Annotated in this window: 14 protein-coding genes; 3 read left to right on the forward strand and 11 right to left on the reverse strand. The window is 53.2% G+C overall.

Annotation, left to right across the window (positions count from 1 at the left end; genetic code table 11):
- Positions 1-23 precede the first annotated feature (23 nt).
- Positions 24-491 carry a macrodomain Ter protein MatP gene (matP, locus tag AAGR08_RS11805; RefSeq protein ID WP_141400221.1) on the reverse strand — a complete coding sequence of 156 codons (468 nt, stop codon included), beginning with the start codon at positions 489-491 and terminating at the stop codon, positions 24-26.
- Positions 492-544: 53 nt separating this feature from the next.
- Between matP and AAGR08_RS11810 the strand changes: the two genes are divergently transcribed.
- Both AAGR08_RS11810 and fabA read left to right on the forward strand, forming a co-directional pair.
- Positions 545-2,407: a Lon protease family protein gene (locus tag AAGR08_RS11810; protein WP_097094333.1), complete on the forward strand. Its 1,863-nt coding sequence runs from the start codon at positions 545-547 to the stop codon at positions 2,405-2,407.
- A 67-nt stretch (positions 2,408-2,474) separates the two neighbouring features.
- Positions 2,475-2,993: a bifunctional 3-hydroxydecanoyl-ACP dehydratase/trans-2-decenoyl-ACP isomerase gene (gene fabA, locus AAGR08_RS11815; protein ID WP_007887361.1), complete on the forward strand. Its 519-nt coding sequence runs from the start codon at positions 2,475-2,477 to the stop codon at positions 2,991-2,993.
- Between the two features lie 65 nt (positions 2,994-3,058).
- Here fabA and rmf read toward each other — a convergent pair whose 3' ends face one another.
- The 6 genes from rmf to rlmKL form a co-directional block, all read right to left on the reverse strand.
- Positions 3,059-3,226, reverse strand: coding sequence for a ribosome modulation factor (gene rmf, locus AAGR08_RS11820; protein WP_097094334.1), 168 nt, complete (start codon positions 3,224-3,226; stop codon positions 3,059-3,061).
- Between the two features lie 268 nt (positions 3,227-3,494).
- Positions 3,495-4,061, reverse strand: coding sequence for a membrane integrity-associated transporter subunit PqiC (pqiC, locus tag AAGR08_RS11825; protein WP_345826940.1), 567 nt, complete (start codon positions 4,059-4,061; stop codon positions 3,495-3,497).
- On the reverse strand, positions 4,058-5,701 hold the full coding sequence (gene pqiB, locus AAGR08_RS11830) for an intermembrane transport protein PqiB (protein WP_097094336.1): 1,644 nt from the start codon (positions 5,699-5,701) through the stop codon (positions 4,058-4,060). The genes pqiC and pqiB overlap by 4 nt, the downstream gene beginning before the upstream one ends.
- A complete protein-coding gene (gene pqiA / locus AAGR08_RS11835; RefSeq protein WP_345826942.1) occupies positions 5,673-6,956 on the reverse strand; it encodes a membrane integrity-associated transporter subunit PqiA in 1,284 nt (427 codons plus the stop codon). The genes pqiB and pqiA overlap by 29 nt, the downstream gene beginning before the upstream one ends.
- A gap of 15 nt (positions 6,957-6,971) precedes the next feature.
- Positions 6,972-8,882 carry an ABC transporter ATP-binding protein gene (locus AAGR08_RS11840; RefSeq protein ID WP_345826944.1) on the reverse strand — a complete coding sequence of 637 codons (1,911 nt, stop codon included), beginning with the start codon at positions 8,880-8,882 and terminating at the stop codon, positions 6,972-6,974.
- A gap of 5 nt (positions 8,883-8,887) precedes the next feature.
- Positions 8,888-11,005, reverse strand: a complete 2,118-nt coding sequence (gene rlmKL, locus AAGR08_RS11845) for a bifunctional 23S rRNA (guanine(2069)-N(7))-methyltransferase RlmK/23S rRNA (guanine(2445)-N(2))-methyltransferase RlmL (protein ID WP_097094339.1) — start codon at positions 11,003-11,005, stop codon at positions 8,888-8,890.
- Between the two features lie 105 nt (positions 11,006-11,110).
- On the opposite strand from rlmKL, the gene AAGR08_RS11850 reads away from it, so the two are divergent.
- Positions 11,111-12,220: a YcbX family protein gene (locus AAGR08_RS11850; RefSeq protein WP_097094340.1), complete on the forward strand. Its 1,110-nt coding sequence runs from the start codon at positions 11,111-11,113 to the stop codon at positions 12,218-12,220.
- Between the two features lie 5 nt (positions 12,221-12,225).
- Here AAGR08_RS11850 and AAGR08_RS11855 read toward each other — a convergent pair whose 3' ends face one another.
- The 4 genes from AAGR08_RS11855 to AAGR08_RS11870 form a co-directional block, all read right to left on the reverse strand.
- The gene (locus tag AAGR08_RS11855; protein WP_097094341.1) at positions 12,226-12,768 is read right to left on the reverse strand and encodes a cell division protein ZapC; all 543 of its coding nucleotides are present in this window, start codon (positions 12,766-12,768) and stop codon (positions 12,226-12,228) included.
- Between the two features lie 149 nt (positions 12,769-12,917).
- A complete protein-coding gene (gene pyrD / locus AAGR08_RS11860; RefSeq protein WP_097094342.1) occupies positions 12,918-13,928 on the reverse strand; it encodes a quinone-dependent dihydroorotate dehydrogenase in 1,011 nt (336 codons plus the stop codon).
- Positions 13,929-14,047: 119 nt separating this feature from the next.
- Entirely contained in the window at positions 14,048-15,058 is a 1,011-nt protein-coding gene (locus tag AAGR08_RS11865; RefSeq protein ID WP_345826946.1) for a glycosyltransferase, read from the reverse strand.
- On the reverse strand, positions 15,055-16,581 hold the full coding sequence (locus AAGR08_RS11870; protein WP_345826948.1) for a teichoic acid transporter: 1,527 nt from the start codon (positions 16,579-16,581) through the stop codon (positions 15,055-15,057). Before AAGR08_RS11870 ends, AAGR08_RS11865 begins: the two co-directional genes overlap by 4 nt.
- Position 16,582: the final 1 nt, after the last annotated feature.

Raw genomic sequence — 16,582 nt, forward strand, 5'->3', positions numbered from 1 at the left:
ATTTTGCGATATCGAAAGCTTTTTTATTCGCTGTCCGATCCGCCTTTTCCCAGAATCGCCTGCAAATCCTGCTTCAACGTCGACATCTGGCTGGCATACTTCTCTTTGCGTTCAGCATCTTCAATTAATTGCACAATCGTTTCTGAAAGCGTACTACTGCGACGCTGCGCTAATCCCGCCAGACGTTGCCATACCAAATATTCCAGGTCGATCGATTTTTTACGCGTGTGCTGATGCTCGGCATTAAAGTGACGTTTGCGGCGTGCACGGATCGTCTGCTTGAGACGATTCTCCAAATCGGGGTGAATATGCTGGGCGATCCACTCATTAACCTCAACCGGGCTATTCTCCATTCCCAGCAGCATATCGACCGCGGCTTGCGCAGCACTTAATTCAAGATGACGAGTGATCAATTCACCCTCCCGATGCTTTTTCACCAGGTATTTCCACTTCCATCCACTTTCAAGATTTTCGAGTTGCTGGTATTTCATCGGAATCTCATCGTGATCACGTAACAAACTAAGAATAACAGCTTTTTTCCTGGATGCAGCAAGGAAAAACATGTTGTATCCGTCACAATCCGGCCCGGAACTCCGCCGTGATTAACCAGGTCGATTCCTGTATAATCGCGCTTTTCCTAAATCAGACTAATGCGAATATTTTGACCAGCACTCAAATTACGTGGCAAGCCCTGCAGCCGGATAGCGACCGCTACCAATCCATTTTCTCAAACGTCTCACTGGAAGATTGCGATAGTCTTGCCGCGGTTCAGCCGCGTCTGCTGAATGCGCTGGCGCATTTGCATCATCAAACGCTGGGTTTTCCACTGCTGTTGCTGCGCAGTCAGGAAAACAGCGACTATCTTGCTTGCATCGCGGATGCGGCACAACGTTTTCAGCCTGAAGAGCTCTCGCTGTACGGTGGTGACTACCATGTTATGGGCGATACCGTCAGCTTACTTGCTCCCAGCGATATCAATCGTCCGTTCACCAGCCAGGGCGGCGTACATTTCGCCGACTGGATTGAATCTGAGCAGCTGTTTGGCTGTGTGCGTCAGTATAAAGATCGTGTTCAACCTGAACCCGGCTTGTTGCACCGCGCGAATGGCGGCACGTTAATCCTTGCCGTCAACACCTTGCTGGCCCAGCCGCTGCTGTGGTTGCGCCTGCGTAAGTGTATTGAACAAGGCCGCTTCGATTGGTATTCGCAGGATGAGCGGCAACCGTTACCGGTGGCGATCCCGCCACTCCCGTTGCAACTGCGCCTGATCTTGTGCGGCGATCGTGATGCGCTGGCCGCTTTCCAGGAACTGGATGTTGAAGTGCATGAGATGGCACTTTATAGCGAGTTTGAAGAGAGCCTGCAGGTGCTGGACGAAGAGGACATGACGTCGTGGTGCCAATGGACGTTAACTCAAGCCGAACAAGCGAATTTAGCATCGCCTGAAGCCGATTTCTGGCCGGTGTTAATTACGGAAGCGGCCCGTATGACAGGCGATCAAGACACCTTGCCGTTGTGCCCGCGCTGGCTGCGTCGCCAGCTGCAGGAAGCCGCACTGCACGGCGAGAGCCTGAACGGCGAAGCGTTAAAAGACGCGCTTGAAGCACGCCAGTGGCGTGAGAGCTTCCTTGCCGATCGCATGCGCGATGAGATTCTGCTCAATCAGATCATGATTGAAACCGAAGGCGAAGTCGTTGGGCAAATTAATGGGCTTTCGGTTGTTGAGTTTCCTGGCCATCCACGTCCGTGGGGCGAACCGTCACGCATTACCTGTGTGGTTCATCCTGGCGATGGTGAATTTACTGATGTGGAACGCAAAGCTGAACTGGGCGGCAACATCCATGCGAAAGGCATGATGATTATGCAAGCCTATCTGATCGCCGAACTGGAACTTGAGCAGCAACTGCCCTTCTCCGCATCGCTGGTGTTTGAGCAATCTTATTCAGAAGTAGATGGCGATAGCGCTTCGCTTGCCGAGCTGTGCGCATTAATTAGTGCGTTGGCCAATCAGCCGGTCAATCAGCAAATTGCGGTGACCGGCTCAGTCGATCAGTTTGGTAATGTACAACCGGTTGGTGGCCTCAACGAAAAAATTGAAGGCTTCTTCCACATCTGTCACTCACGTGAACTGACGGGCAAACAAGGCGTGATTTTCCCAGCCAGTAACGCTCGCCACCTTAGTCTAAACCAGGAAGTGGTAGAGGCAGTTAAGGCGGGCCAATTCCATCTCTGGGCGATTGAAAGCGTGGATGAAGCACTGCCACTGCTGACTGGCATTGCCTGGCAGAGTGAAAGTGGAGAGTCGCTGCTTAGCGCGATTCAGGAGCGCATTACACAGCTGAATCAGCAGGAAGCACGCCTGCGTCCGTGGCCATTACGTTGGCTCAACTGGTTTAACCACAGCTGATTACATTGCTCAGCGTACAACTGTTCGCTAATATTCGGGCTTCACTAAAAGAAGGCATATTGAGAACATGGTAGATAAACGCGAATCCTATAGTAAAGAAGACCTGGTTGCCTCGGGTCGCGGCGAACTGTTTGGCGAAAATGGACCGCCGCTTCCATCTAACAACATGTTGATGATGGACCGCGTGGTTAAAATGACCGAGGACGGCGGCAAATTCGACAAAGGTTTTGTCGAAGCCGAACTGGATATCCGCCCTGACCTGTGGTTCTTTGATTGCCACTTCATCGGTGATCCGGTAATGCCAGGCTGCCTGGGCCTTGATGCCATGTGGCAGCTGGTAGGCTTTTACCTTGGCTGGCTGGGTGCAGAAGGGAAAGGACGCGCATTAGGCGTGGGTGAAGTAAAATTCACCGGACAAGTCCTGCCAACCGCCAAAAAAGTGACTTACAAAATTCACTTCAAGCGCGTTATCAATCGCAAGCTGGTAATGGGTGTGGCAGATGGGGAAGTCTTCGTCGACGGAAATTTGATCTATTCCGCGACAGATTTGAAAGTGGGTCTGTTCAAAGATACCTCCGCTTTCTAATCCTCCAAACGAAAACCTCCGCGCGTAGCGGAGGTTTCTTCTTTAACGATAGACATTCGACAATGTTAGGTCACTGCCGACCTGTCCTCCATGGCTTGACGCCAACCTCCCAACCAGTGAGACCGCGCATCGATCGTTTGATGGGGGCATAGCTCTTTTGAGCGGCCCGTAATACCCGCTTGATAGCCGCGAGAATGTGCTCGTTCCAGGCGGTCTCTCTTCTGTCTCTTCATGCCTCGTTTCCCTCATTTTAGGTCTGGTGGAATCTGGGTGGAAAGAAAGAGTGGCGATATAATGTTCAACCACAGTAATGTTCTAACCCGACGCAGAAGAAAGGTCAATGCGCAAAATTCACGCCAATGTCATGTTTTTGACGTCAAATCGACATGTAAAATTGTCAGTTAATTGTATATCTGGCTGATTCGGCAATAAAAAAGCCCCTGATTTGACTGCGATCACACTGCAGCAAATCAAGGACTTATCATAAGTATCGAACAAATCTTAATTTAGCGAAACGATACTATTGGCGATTTGTTGCGCCGTTTGCTGCCAACCCATAGCCAGAGTACGCACCAATGCGTCATAGCCATCTTCAGATTGTGGCAGTGTCAGATTAAAGCCATGTTTGATTAGACGTCCTTGATGCTGCAGCAGCCACTCGCCACTGACGACGACTTGTCCATCATAACGCCCCTGAAATCCAGTAACGTTAACTGAGAGCGTATCGTGCGTTTCGCCCAAAGGCGAACCGGCAACCAGGCGGCCGGGCAGCGCTTTGCTGAGATTGCTAATCAACGTTTGCTGGAGCTGCTGATCGAGCGGGCTAGCCCACAGGTTATTGGCCGCGATCACGTACTTCACATCGCTCGTCTGGTAAACCAGACCGTTGCCCGCCATGTAATCCGGCACTGTCACCTGCTCAACCCAAATCATCGGTTGATTACCAGACGATGCACTGTCAACGCGCGCCACATCGCTGCCCGCAGGCAGCTGATAATAGGTATTTTCAATGGTGCTGCTGCAGCCTGCCAGCAGCAGCAGCGCACCGATAATCAGCCCTTTTTTCACTGTTTCGCCCTCTTTGGCTGTGGATCCTGGCCCGGTTTGGCTTCAAACACCAGCGCGTTACTTTTGGTATTCAGCGTTTTCAATACCGGCTGCAACTCACGCAGTACCTGATCGAGTCGCTGCATATCGCCCACCAGCTTGCTATAGGCTGGCGATCCCGGCTGCAGCCCCTTCATGCTGCGGTTGAGTTCACGCAAGGTTTGCTGCATATCTGCCGGCAGCGTCTTCATCGCTGGATTGGCCGTGATTTGATTGAGGTTATCCAACGTTTTCTGCAGCTGCTGCAGTGTGCGCTGGCTCTCTTTCAACGTCCCGGTCGCTTCGTTAAGCAGAGGATTGAGTGGCAAGCCGTTAATCTTATCCAGTGCCGCCATCAGTTTCTGCTGAATCTGCGCCAGACCACCGCTAACGGTTGGGATCACTTCTAAACCTGCGACAGCATTTGGCCCTTTATAGGCTGGGGCGTTGTCGTAGAAATCAAGATCGACGAACAGTGCACCTGACAAAAGATTGCCGGTTTTCAGCGTGGCACGCAGGCCGCGTTTTTTGCCTTCCTGCAGATGCTGCTCGAGATTGAAATCGCCACCCAGACGATTAACAAAGCGATCCGGCTCAATACGAATCAGCACCGGCACACGGTAGTCATTATTCAGCGCCTGGTTAACCCCAGGAATCATATACGGTACCTGCGACACCGTACCCAGGCGAATACCGCGGAACTCAACCGGTGCCCCCACCTGCAAACCGCGAATCGAATCGGTGAAGAACAGCAGGAAATCGGTATGACTGGTATACAGCGAATCCTGAATACTGCGTTGATCGTCGAACAGATGATATTCCGCTTTGTTCTCCGCAGCTCGACCCAATTCAGCGCCGTCCGGCACGTCAAAGCTGACGCCCCCGCTAAACAGCGTGGTGAGCGATCCCATTTCCACTCGCATACCGGACGCGGACATATCCACCGCAATACCACTGTCTTTCCAGAAACGGACATTGGTGGTGATCAGTCGATCGTATGGCGCAGCAATAAACAGCTGATAGGTCATCATGCGTTTATCGGTATCAAAGTTACTGGTCTCTACCGAGCCGACGCGATAGCCACGGAACAGCACCGGATCGCCCGCATTAAGCTGACCGGCTTTTTTACTGTCAAGCGTCACGCGAATGCCTTTGGCATCCGGCGGTGCTAAAGGTGGCGCATCCAGCAGCTGGTAGCGTTCAGGTTTATCACCTTTGGAACCCGGCTGCAGCTCAATATAGGCGCCAGAGAGTAGCGTGCCGAGACCGGTAACGCCTTCGCGTCCAATCTGCGGCTTCACCACCCAAAATGCGCTGTCACCTTGCAGCAGTTTTTCCATGCCGGAGTTAAGTCGCGCTTTAATTTCTACGTGATGCAGATCGTCGGTGAGCACCGCGCTCTCCACCACGCCAACATTAACGCTGCGGCTTTTAATCGTGGTTTTGCCGGCCTCAATACCTTCAGCATTCTCGGTAATCAGCGTCACTTCCGGGCCTTGATGGCTGAAGTGATAAAATAGAATCCATCCGCCGATTAACAGCGTAACGATGGGTACAATCCAGACTGGTGACCAGCGTTTAATCTGGTCGACTTTAGCAGTCTCGTGATGGTTGTCCGTCAAGACGCGGCTCCTTACGTTCAGTTTCCCGTTGTCGATCCCAAAGCAGGCGCGGATCAAAGGCCATTGCTGCAAACATGGTGAGAATCACCACCATAGCAAACAGCAGCGCGCCCGGCGCAGGATACACACTCATCAGCCTTCCCATGCGCACCAGCGCAGAGAGAACGGCGATTACAAACACATCAATCATTGACCAGCGGCCAACAAATTCAACCACCTCATAAACCAGGTGCATTTTTTCATCGTCACGCCCGCCTCGTCCGCTGCCGTGCCAGCACAGCCAGGCAATCGCTAGCATTTTCAGCGACGGCACCATAATACTGGCGATAAAGATCACCAGCGCTACCGGCCAGGATCCATCGCTCCACAACAAAATTACCCCGGCCATAATGTTCGAGGGATATTGCGAGCCGAGCGTTTCGGTCACCATGATCGGCATAATATTGGAGGGAATGTAAAGCATCACCGAGGTGATGAGCAGCGCCAACGTCCATTGCAAACTGTGCTTGCGGCGCGCATGCGCTTTCACCCCACAACGTGGGCAAGCAAGTTGATCAGCAGGCAAAATGGCAGTACAGCATGGACAGCTGCGCAAACCTTGCTTCAGGCCGCTAATACCGGCCTGCGGCAACGTTGATAACGGCGGCATAGGATCGATGCGCTGCCAAACCCAACGGCGATCGACACATTGAAACGCGCGCAAATGCAGCACGCAGAACAAACACCATGGCCAGAAACTGCTGCCAAGGCCGATCTCGCCATACGCCATCAGCTTAACGAAGCTGACCAACACGCCTGCCATAAAAATTTCAGCCATGCCCCAGCTACGCAGCTGGAACAAAATACGCGCAAGGCCAAGTCGCAGGTTATGCGGCATGCGTACGTTATTCACCAGCAGGATAATGGTGATCATGCAGAAGGCAGGAATTCCCTGTACAAACAGCAGAAACAGCGTTGCCAGGCTGCGATAATCTTCGCGTTCCATCACCTGCGGGATTTCAAGCAGCGATATCTGGCTGCTTAATCCCGCCACGTGCATATTGATGAAAGGAAACAGATTGGCCAGCACCAGCATAAATAACGCTGAGATGGCGTAACCGGTAGGTCGTCTGCGCGGCTCCTGCCAGTTGGCCAACAGCGTTGTATGGCAACGCGGGCAACGCGCACGGCTGCCTACCGGTACTGCGGGCAGCTTTACTGTTAAATCACACTGTGGACAGAGACTCCACTGATGCGCCTGATCCGCTGCACACATGCTGACTCCTTCCAATTATGCGCCGTTCTTCAGCGCTTCCAGCTCTTCCCAACGCTCAAACGCCACTTCCAGTTCCTGTTCTGTCTGCGCTAACGCATCCAGCACCGGTTGGGTTTTATCATGTGGCTGGCTGAAGAAGTCCGGGTGACTCATTTTGGCTTGCAGCTCACCGATGCGTGTTTCCAGCTGTTCCAGCTTTTGTGGCAGCTGTTCCAGTTCCCGTGCCAGGTTATAGCTTAGCTTGCTGGCGGGACGTTTGGCGGCATCATTTTTCTCTACCGATTTGGCCGCCGGGGCTGATTTTGCTGGCGCGGATTTTAGCTGTTTGTAGGCAGCGCGCTGCTGTTGCGCATCGTGATAGCCACCTACAAAGGTGCCGATCTCGCCGTTGCCCTCAAAAATCCAGCACTCAGTTACGGTGTTGTCAACGAATTGACGATCGTGGCTCACCAGCATCACGGTGCCCTGATAACCATCCACCAGCTCTTCCAGCAGTTCCAGCGTTTCGACGTCGAGGTCGTTGGTCGGTTCATCGAGGATCAGCAGGTTGCTTGGCTTCAGGAACAGACGCGCCAGCAGCAGACGGTTACGCTCACCACCGGACAACGCACGCACCGGCGTCATGGCGCGTTTCGGATGGAACAGGAAGTCTTGCAGATAGCCAAGCACGTGACGCGGTTTACCGTTAACCATCACTTCCTGCTTACCTTCAGCGAGGTTATCCATGACGGTACGATCCGGATCCAGCTCAGCACGGTGCTGGTCGAAGTAAGCAATTTCCAACTTGGTGCCACAATGCACGCGGCCGCTATCGGCCTTCAACTGATCCAGCATCAGGCGCAGCAAGGTGGTTTTACCGCAACCGTTCGGGCCAATCAGGGCGATTTTGTCGCCGCGCTGTACCTGAGTAGAGAAGTCTTTTACCAGGATTTTGCCACCCACGCTGTAATTGACATCTTCCATCTCGAATACGATTTTGCCTGAACGGGCTGCTTCGCCGACTTGCATGTTGGCTTTGCCCATCACTTCACGGCGCGCCGAACGCTCGTTACGCAGCGCTTTCAGGGCGCGCACGCGGCCTTCGTTACGCGTACGACGCGCTTTGATGCCCTGGCGGATCCACACTTCTTCCTGCGCCAATTTGCGATCAAACTCGGCGTTCTGCATCTCTTCCACGCGCAGCGCTTCTTCTTTGCCGGTCAGGAACAGATCGTAATTGCCCGGCCATGAAACCAGCTTGCCGCGATCGAGATCGACAATACGCGTCGCCATGTTGCGGATAAACGAACGGTCATGCGAGATAAAGACAATGCTGCCGGTGAAAGTCTTTAAAAAAGTTTCCAGCCAGTCGATGGTTTCGATATCAAGGTGGTTAGTGGGCTCGTCAAGCATCAGTACGCGCGGGTTGCTCACCAACGCACGACCGAGTGCTGCTTTACGAAGCCAGCCGCCTGAGAGCGAAGACAACTCGGTATCGGCATCAAGACCAATCTGCTGTAACACATCATTGATGCGGCTATCCAGCTGCCACAGATTCTGATGATCGAGAATGGTTTGCAGGCGGCCCATTTCGTTAAGATTCTTCTCGCTCGGGTCTTCCATCACCAGATGGGAAATAGCGTGATAAGCCTTGAGATGTTCAGCCTGCTCGGCCACGCCTTCTGCGACGAAGTCGTAAACAGAACCGGTAATATTACGCGGCGGATCCTGTTGCAGACGCGCCACCACCAAATCCTGCTCATAAATGATGCGGCCGTCATCCAGCGGCTGTTCGCCGTTGATAATTTTCATCAGCGTCGATTTACCGGCGCCGTTACGACCTACCAGACAGACGCGTTCGCCTTCTTCGATATGCAGCTCGGTGTTATCCAACAGCGGCGCATCGCTGAATGAGAGGTAAGCGCCATGGATACTGATCAGTGACATAAAACTTATTCCTTACCGGCGTGGCTAACCAGCCAGCAGTTGTGAATTTGACGGTTGCGCGCGAAATCCTGCGACAGCGTTTTTTGGGTAATTTCCTGCGCCTGCAGACCCAGACGAGCTAAACCGTCGAGATCCATTTTGAAGCCGCGCTTATTGTTAGAGAACATAATGGTGCCACCGCGACGCAGCAGACGTTTCAGATTCTGCATCAGCATCATATGGTCGCGCTGCACGTCGAAATCATCTTCCATGCGCTTAGAGTTAGAAAACGTCGGCGGATCGATAAATATTAAATCGAACTGCTCATCACTCTCACGCAGCCAGCTTAGACAATCTGCGTGCATCAGCCGATGCTGACGTCCGGTCAACCCGTTCAGACGCAGGTTGCGCTCAGCCCACTCCAGATAGGTGCGCGACATATCCACCGTGGTGGTGGTCTTCGCCCCGCCCAGGCCGGCGTGTACGCTGGCGGTGCCGGTATAAGCAAACAGGTTAAGGAAATCTTTGCCTGCGCTCATTTTACCCAGCATCTGGCGCGCGATACGGTGATCGAGGAACAGGCCAGTATCCAGATAATCGGTGAGATTAACCAGCAGGCGCGCATCAAATTCCTGCACTTCGAAGAAATCGCCCTTCTCGCCCAGCTTTTGATACTGACTTTTGCCTTTCTGACGCTCGCGCGTTTTCATCACCAGACGATTGGCCGGAATCTCCAGCACGCTCAGCGTGGCGCTGATGACATCGAATAAACGCTGACGCGCTTTGTTCGCATCCACGGTTTTCGGCGGCGCGTATTCCTGAATCACCACCCAATCGGCGTAGCGATCGACCGCCACGTTGTACTCGGGCAGATCGGCATCATACAGACGGTAGCAGTCGATATTCGACTGACGCGCCCACTTTTCCAGCTTCTTCAGGTTCTTACGCAGACGATTAGCAAAATCTTCGGCAATCTGCGCGCTGCCTTCGCCACTGGTTGCGGCCAGCTGATAATTTTTCTGCACACACTCCAGCGGGCCATTTTTGGCTTTGAACTGGCGATCGGCGCGCAGTTGCAGGCAGCTTAATAGCTCGGGCGATGCGCTGAATAAGGACAGATTCCAGCCGCCAAAATTCTGCTTCATGATGCGGCCAAGCTGGCTATGCAGCGCGATCAGCGCCGGTTCACTTTCCAGACGCTCACCGTATGGCGGGTTGCTCAATACCGTACCGGTAATGTCCTGCCCGGCCAGCGGATTTTTCAGCTTGATCACGTCCTGCTGCGTGAAGGTGAACAGCTCGAACACGCCTGCACGACGAGCATTGGCACGCGCGGACTCCAGCACGCGGCTGTCGTTGTCATAACCAAAGAAACGGGCCGTCGCGGCAGCGGTTCCCACGCGAGCACGCTCTTTTGCTGCAGCGTGAACGTCTTGCCATATCGCCTGATTGTGTTTTTTCCAGCGATGAAAGCCCCAATGGGTACGCAGTAAGCCTGGCGCACGATCGCAGGCGATCAGCGCTGCTTCCAGCAGCAGCGTGCCGGAGCCACACATCGGATCGACCAGTGGCGTGCTGCTCTGCCAGCCGGAACGCATTACGATTGCCGCGGCTAACGTTTCTTTCAGCGGGGCGGCGCCCGTTTGCTGGCGGTAGCCACGCTGATGCAGTGAATCACCGCTTAGATCCAGGGCGATACTGACGCGATCTTTATTCAGCCACGCATTGATACGAATGCCCGGCTGCTCACGGTCGACGCTTGGACGTTCCAGCCCCTGACGCGTAAAGCTATCGACGATGGCATCTTTAATGCGCAGCGCGCCAAACTGGCTATTGCGGATCACCTCGTTGGTACCGCTAAAATGGATGGCAAAACTGGTGTTGCTATCGAACATGTCGGTCCACGGAATACTTTGCGCACCCACGTAGAGATCGAGATCGCTCCAGACGCCAAATTCTCCCAGCGGCAGCAAAATGCGCGAAGCCAAACGGCTCCACAGCAGGCTTTGGTACATTACGCGGTCGTCGGCCTGAAAGTGGACGCCGCCCTGCACCACCTGCAAATCCTGCGCACCCAGCGCGTCCAGCTCACTTTTCAACAGCTCTTCGAGCCCACGCGCCGTACTGGCAAACAGAGAATTCATATCGTCACTTCTTACTCTTGCTTAAATTGCTGCGCATTATAGCGAATCAGCGTGCTATGTCATAAAGTTAGCTTCTTTTTGCCGAATACCTTTACCGGGAACGCTATGATCACGTTATCTCGCCTTTTTATTCATCCCGTTAAATCAATGCGCGGCCTGCAGCTGTCGCATGCGCAGGTGCTGGAGAGCGGTCTGGCCTTTGATCGCATCTTCATGGTGACTGAACTGGATGGAACCTTTGTGACCGCGCGTCAATATCCAGAAATGGTGCGCTTCACGCCTGCGCTGCTGCCGGACGGCCTGTTTCTTCAGGCACCCGATGGAACACAAGCGCTGATCCGCTTTGCCGACTTTACTCCTGAGCAGGCGCCAACCGAAGTGTGGGGCAACCATTTCACCGCGCGTATCGCGCCCGACGAGATAAATAGCTGGTTAAGTGCGTTCTTCCCGCGTCCGGTGCAGCTGCGCTGGACCGGTGTAGAACCCACGCGTCGAGTGAAGCGATTTGATCATGTGCCGCTGAGTTTTGCCGACGGTTTTCCCTTCCTGCTGGTGAATATGGCGTCGCTGCAGGATCTGCAACAGCGCTGCCCGGCCAGCGTGCGCGTTGAGCAGTTCCGCCCCAATTTGGTGGTTAGCGGCGCGGCGGCATGGGAAGAGGACAGCTGGAAACGCCTGCAAATTGGCGAGATCGTCTTTGAGATGCCCAAGCCGTGCAGTCGCTGCGTGTTCACCACCGTGGGTACCGAAAGCGGACGCAAACATCCTGATGGCGAACCGCTCACCACGTTGCAAGGTTTTCGTAGCGCGCAGGATGGCAGCGGGGATATTGATTTCGGCCTGAATTTGATTGCGATGAATAGCGGCATTATTCGCGTGGGCGATACGGTCACGATTCTGCAGCAACAGTCGCCACGTGCTTACGGCTCAGGCGCCGTGGTTGAGACGCTGGCGCCAACCACCACTAGCCACCGCGCAGTCACTATTGATTATCAGGGCACTGCCTTTAACGGTGATAATCAGCAGGTGTTGCTGGAACAATTGGAGATGCAGGGATTTCGTATTCCCTACTCTTGCCGCGCCGGTATTTGCGGCAGCTGCAAAGTCACACTGGTTGCAGGTGAAGTGAAGGCGTTAAAGAAAAGCGCGGTGCGTGCCGATGGCACCATTCTAAGCTGCAGCTGTATTCCCGCTGGCGATATCGAACTGGCCTGAAGTAATTAAACCGCCCGCGCAAAGTGGGCGGTTTGTTCCTGCTGCTGCGGACGCAAACGATCGTTCATGATCTTAATCGCATCACCTAGCTGCATGCCCTTCCCTGCCACGGTTAACGCGTTTTGCGCTAATAAGCACAGCGCCGCATTCTCACCGCTTTCAACCACAAATAACTGCGCCTGTTCACCGCTATCCGCCAGGGTTACAGCAACCATTTCGCCCGCAGCAGGCTGCCAGCTGTGCGCATGATTGGTAAAATGCCAGCTTTTCGGCATTAAGGGTTTAAGAAAACGGCTCGCCACCAGCGCATTTAATACTAATTCAGCACGCTGATCGCCTTTTAATCCACTCTGACGGCAACGCTCTTCAAAGGTAAAATAGAGCGCGGCGTCATCAACGCAGAAACCGCTGACATTAAACGCATCGGGCGTAAGCATTTTGCGTGAGAAGCGCGAGCGAAATAACATGCCATCGGCTAAATCCAGCATCATACGGTCATGCTCTGCGTCAAAATACCAACGCCAGTTGTCATCAGGTTTGATTTTCATGATCTGCCCTGTAGTTTTTCGCTGCGCTAAATAGCGCTAAATTAGAAAAAGTAAATCTGAGAAAAGGCTGAAAAATACACCAGCAGGACAAAATATAAACGAGCCGAAGGGATAAATAAACCCCTCGGCGCAGTAAAGTGGGAAATGTCTTAGAGGTGAGTCACGATATCTTTAATTAAACCCGGGCCTTTATAAATGAATCCGGAGTATATCTGCACCAACGTTGCACCTGCGGCGATTTTCTCGCGTGCTGCAACCAGGGAATCAATACCGCCGACGCCAATAATAGGTAAGCGGCCCTGAAGCTCTTGCGACAAGCGGCGAATCACTTCAGTGCTGCGCGACTGGACCGGACGACCACTTAATCCTCCCATCTCCTCAGCATATTTCAGACCAGTCACCAGCGAGCGATCGAGCGTCGTATTGGTGGCAATCACGCCATCAATTTCATGGCGCACTAAACTGTCGGCAACCTGAATCAATTCTTCTTCTGAAAGATCCGGCGCGATCTTTACTGCCACCGGCACATATTTAAGATGGCGTTCTTGCAGCTCTTTTTGTTTTAATTTGATAGCAGAAAGAAGATCGTCCAGCGCTTCGCCATATTGCAACGTGCGTAATCCTGGGGTGTTTGGCGAGGAAATATTGATGGCGATATAACCAGCATGGGCATACACCTTTTCCATGCAGATGAGATAATCGTCTTTGCCCTTCTCTACCGGCGTGTCTTTATTCTTGCCAATATTAATCCCAAGAACGCCTTTAAAGCGCGACTTTTTAACGTTCTCAATCAGATGATCAACACCGTGATTATTAAAGCCCATGCGATTAATAATCCCCTCGGCGGCAACCAGGCGGAACATGCGTGGCTTATCGTTACCAGGCTGCGCCAGGGGTGTCACCGTACCGACTTCGACAAAACCAAAGCCCATGGCGCCGAAGGCATCAATGCATTCGGCATTCTTGTCGAGACCGGCGGCTAAGCCGAGCGCATTCGGGAACGTCAATCCCATGCAGGTAACCGGACGTGATGGCAGCGACTGGCGAATCAGCCCTTCAAGCGGCGTACCGCTGATAAACCGCAGCTGCTGAAAGGTGAGTTCGTGCGCTCGCTCAGGATCAAGCTTAAACAGCGCCGGCCGGACGATAGGATATAACATGCACTCTCCTCAATGACGGGAACCAGGGAAGTCGGGGTGCACGGGAATTTGTGCGCCAGAATGGTAAGGTGCTCTGGCGCAAAAGTAAATTCTATTGAGAGACGGAGAGTTGATCGAAATCAGCGCTTGCCGGTATAGCGCGCCAGCAAACTGCGGCTGGCTTTCAAACCGTTGTACAACGTTGGGTAATACCACTGCAATTTCATGCGCCTGCTTTCACCCGTCACCTTGCGGATCAGCTGATCAATCGTGACGCGCCACGCCTGCGGAACTTCAATGTTATTTTTGCGCATTTCAATCAGACAGCCATACATCACCGGTTCGTAGTAACGATCAAGGAGTGACTCATCTGCGGGCAAGCCCCACTGCTGCATAAAGCTCTCGCTGTTGCCGCGCGCAATGAAGTAATTCTCCACCCAGGAAAAGGTCGCTTTGCGCTGCGACAAAGACGTGACCATAAAGCGTTTGAAGTAATAGCTTTCACTGGAGAGCACCACCGTGTTCGCCTGCATATAGAGTGCAAACATATAAGGCGCATCTTCATGGTTCTGAATTGGCAGAAAGTGCACGCCCACACGCTTAATCAGAGCGCGTGAAACGATGCTGCTCCACAGCACGCGATGTGCCGACTGGTTGGCAATCATTTTGCGCAGCGTTGCGCTGCCACCCGCGAAGGCGCCGCTAATACGGCGCTGATGAAACAGCTGATAATCGCGCTGCTCAACCGGTAGATCAGTGAACATTTTGGCACCAAAGCAGAACATCTCCATCTCTGGATGTTGCACGAGGGCGTTACGGAAATCGGCGAACAGCGTGTTGCCAACGAAATCATCCGCATCCATAAAGTAGATGAAGTCACCGCTAGCGATCTCCAGCCCGCGATTACGTGCGGCGCTTACTCCCCCGCGCTCTGCTTGCAGCAGAACGATTTCAGGATGTTTGGCGGCCATGGCGCGCAGCAGCTCAACACTGTTATCGGTTGAACCGTCATCAATGACGATGATCTGCTCGGGTGGCGAGGATTGTCCAAGCAGTGACGCCATCGCTTCCGTCAGCCAGGGTGCGCAGTTCCAGTTCGGGACAATAACCGTGATGGTTGCAGCGGATGCAGCGTGATTCCGTGCGATCATTCTCTTTCCTCAACGTTAAAGCCTTTATTAAACGGTCGCGGCAAACGCTTGATGACCAAACTATGAAGCAGACAGCATACGGCAAGGTTGACCATGCCAATCAGTCCCAGCCACAGCAAATTGAGCCAGCGGTTTTGGTCCCAGGCAATCGGTAGCAGGGTTGCCAGGCCGGCGATAACGCCCGCCACCAGCCAAATCAGCAACACATCGCGCGTCAACCAGGTGAAATGGATACCCGGTGCAAAGCGACGATGTACCAACCACGCCCAGCCAAACAGATAAAAGACGTTCTGACCCAGCCAGAGCCAACCCGTGCCGTGCGCACCATAGTGAATGGCCGCCCAGATATTCAGCGGCACCAGCACAACGGCAAAACAGGAGAAACCTTTGATATGCAGCTTAAGATTGCCATTAACGTATTGCAGATGATAAAGCAGACCGCAAATCGCCTGCACGCCGCTCCCTATCGCATACAAGCTGAGAACAAACGACATCTCAGTGACAACCTGAGTATTCTGCGTCCAGGCCCAAAGCAGAGGGGCGGAGAAACAGGCAATCGTAATGCTAAGCGGCGCCATAAAGATGGACACCGCCTGCGTGGTATAGCGATAGAGGATTAGCGATTGTGAATCGCCCTCTTTTTTGGTTTTCATGCCCGTCATACGCGGCACAATGGCCTGCATGATCGGGCTGCTCAACAGAATAATGCCGGTTGCCGCCGTAGCGACCACGGTAAAGGATCCGTATTCACTCAGCGGCAGGGTTTTCGATAAAACCAGGCGATCTATCTGCGAAATAAACGTCCACACTGCGCTGGCATAAGCGGCGCTCAGTGCAAAACGAATAAAAGGTTTTAACACCTCTTTAAGGTCTGAACGTTTCTCTTTACGCGCGGATGCCGGCACCAATTGGAGGCACTTGTAGATAAGACATGCCGCCTCGGCAATCGAGACCAGCAGCTGCCATATAAAGAAGCTCAACACCGGGTTGGAGAATAATTGAATCACTAGCACTGCGCCAAAGGTGCGCAATGTCACGATGATCAGGTTGACACCATTCAGCCACACCTGATGTTCAAAGCCGACAATGACGCTGCGATAAGGACTGGTCCGCCAGCGTATCGCGGCAGTAATCACCATAATTGCAACCGCAGTAACCACATCACCTGAAGGCAGGTGCTGTGCGTCCAGCCAGTTGTGTGCAATCCACGGTGTTGCTAGCCAGCCAATGACCACCAGTACAAGCGTTGAGAGCAGGAAGAATTTTGACAGCGCGGCAAACAGCGGAGGGAACCAAATGAATTCGGCTTGATTAGCGCGATAACGCGCCGCTTCCCGCATTAAGGTGGTTGAAACACCTGCGTCTAATAGCTGAAGCCAGGTTAATAAAATCGAAAAAAATCCGACTAAACCGTAAGCCTCCATGCCCAAATGTTGAATATAGAGCGGTACAACCAGAATACCCGATAGCGTCAGGTAAATCTGACCAACATAGTTGGCAATCGCGTTACGTTTTATTGACATA

Source organism: Pantoea sp. BRR-3P (genome assembly GCF_039621635.1).
Classification (GTDB): domain Bacteria; phylum Pseudomonadota; class Gammaproteobacteria; order Enterobacterales; family Enterobacteriaceae; genus Pantoea; species Pantoea floridensis.

What these genes read in the sequence shown, in the direction of transcription:
- matP (WP_141400221.1), bottom strand. Translation starts at nt 491, where the DNA reads ATGAAATACCAGCAACTCGAAAATCTTGAAAGTGGATGGAAGTGGAAA.
- AAGR08_RS11810 (WP_097094333.1), top strand. Translation starts at nt 545, where the DNA reads ATGCAGCAAGGAAAAACATGTTGTATCCGTCACAATCCGGCCCGGAAC.
- fabA (WP_007887361.1), top strand. Translation starts at nt 2,475, where the DNA reads ATGGTAGATAAACGCGAATCCTATAGTAAAGAAGACCTGGTTGCCTCG.
- rmf (WP_097094334.1), bottom strand. Translation starts at nt 3,226, where the DNA reads ATGAAGAGACAGAAGAGAGACCGCCTGGAACGAGCACATTCTCGCGGC.
- pqiA (WP_345826942.1), bottom strand. Translation starts at nt 6,956, where the DNA reads ATGTGTGCAGCGGATCAGGCGCATCAGTGGAGTCTCTGTCCACAGTGT.
- AAGR08_RS11840 (WP_345826944.1), bottom strand. Translation starts at nt 8,882, where the DNA reads ATGTCACTGATCAGTATCCATGGCGCTTACCTCTCATTCAGCGATGCG.
- rlmKL (WP_097094339.1), bottom strand. Translation starts at nt 11,005, where the DNA reads ATGAATTCTCTGTTTGCCAGTACGGCGCGTGGGCTCGAAGAGCTGTTG.
- AAGR08_RS11850 (WP_097094340.1), top strand. Translation starts at nt 11,111, where the DNA reads ATGATCACGTTATCTCGCCTTTTTATTCATCCCGTTAAATCAATGCGC.
- AAGR08_RS11855 (WP_097094341.1), bottom strand. Translation starts at nt 12,768, where the DNA reads ATGAAAATCAAACCTGATGACAACTGGCGTTGGTATTTTGACGCAGAG.
- pyrD (WP_097094342.1), bottom strand. Translation starts at nt 13,928, where the DNA reads ATGTTATATCCTATCGTCCGGCCGGCGCTGTTTAAGCTTGATCCTGAG.
- AAGR08_RS11865 (WP_345826946.1), bottom strand. Translation starts at nt 15,058, where the DNA reads ATGATCGCACGGAATCACGCTGCATCCGCTGCAACCATCACGGTTATT.
- AAGR08_RS11870 (WP_345826948.1), bottom strand. Translation starts at nt 16,581, where the DNA reads ATGTCAATAAAACGTAACGCGATTGCCAACTATGTTGGTCAGATTTAC.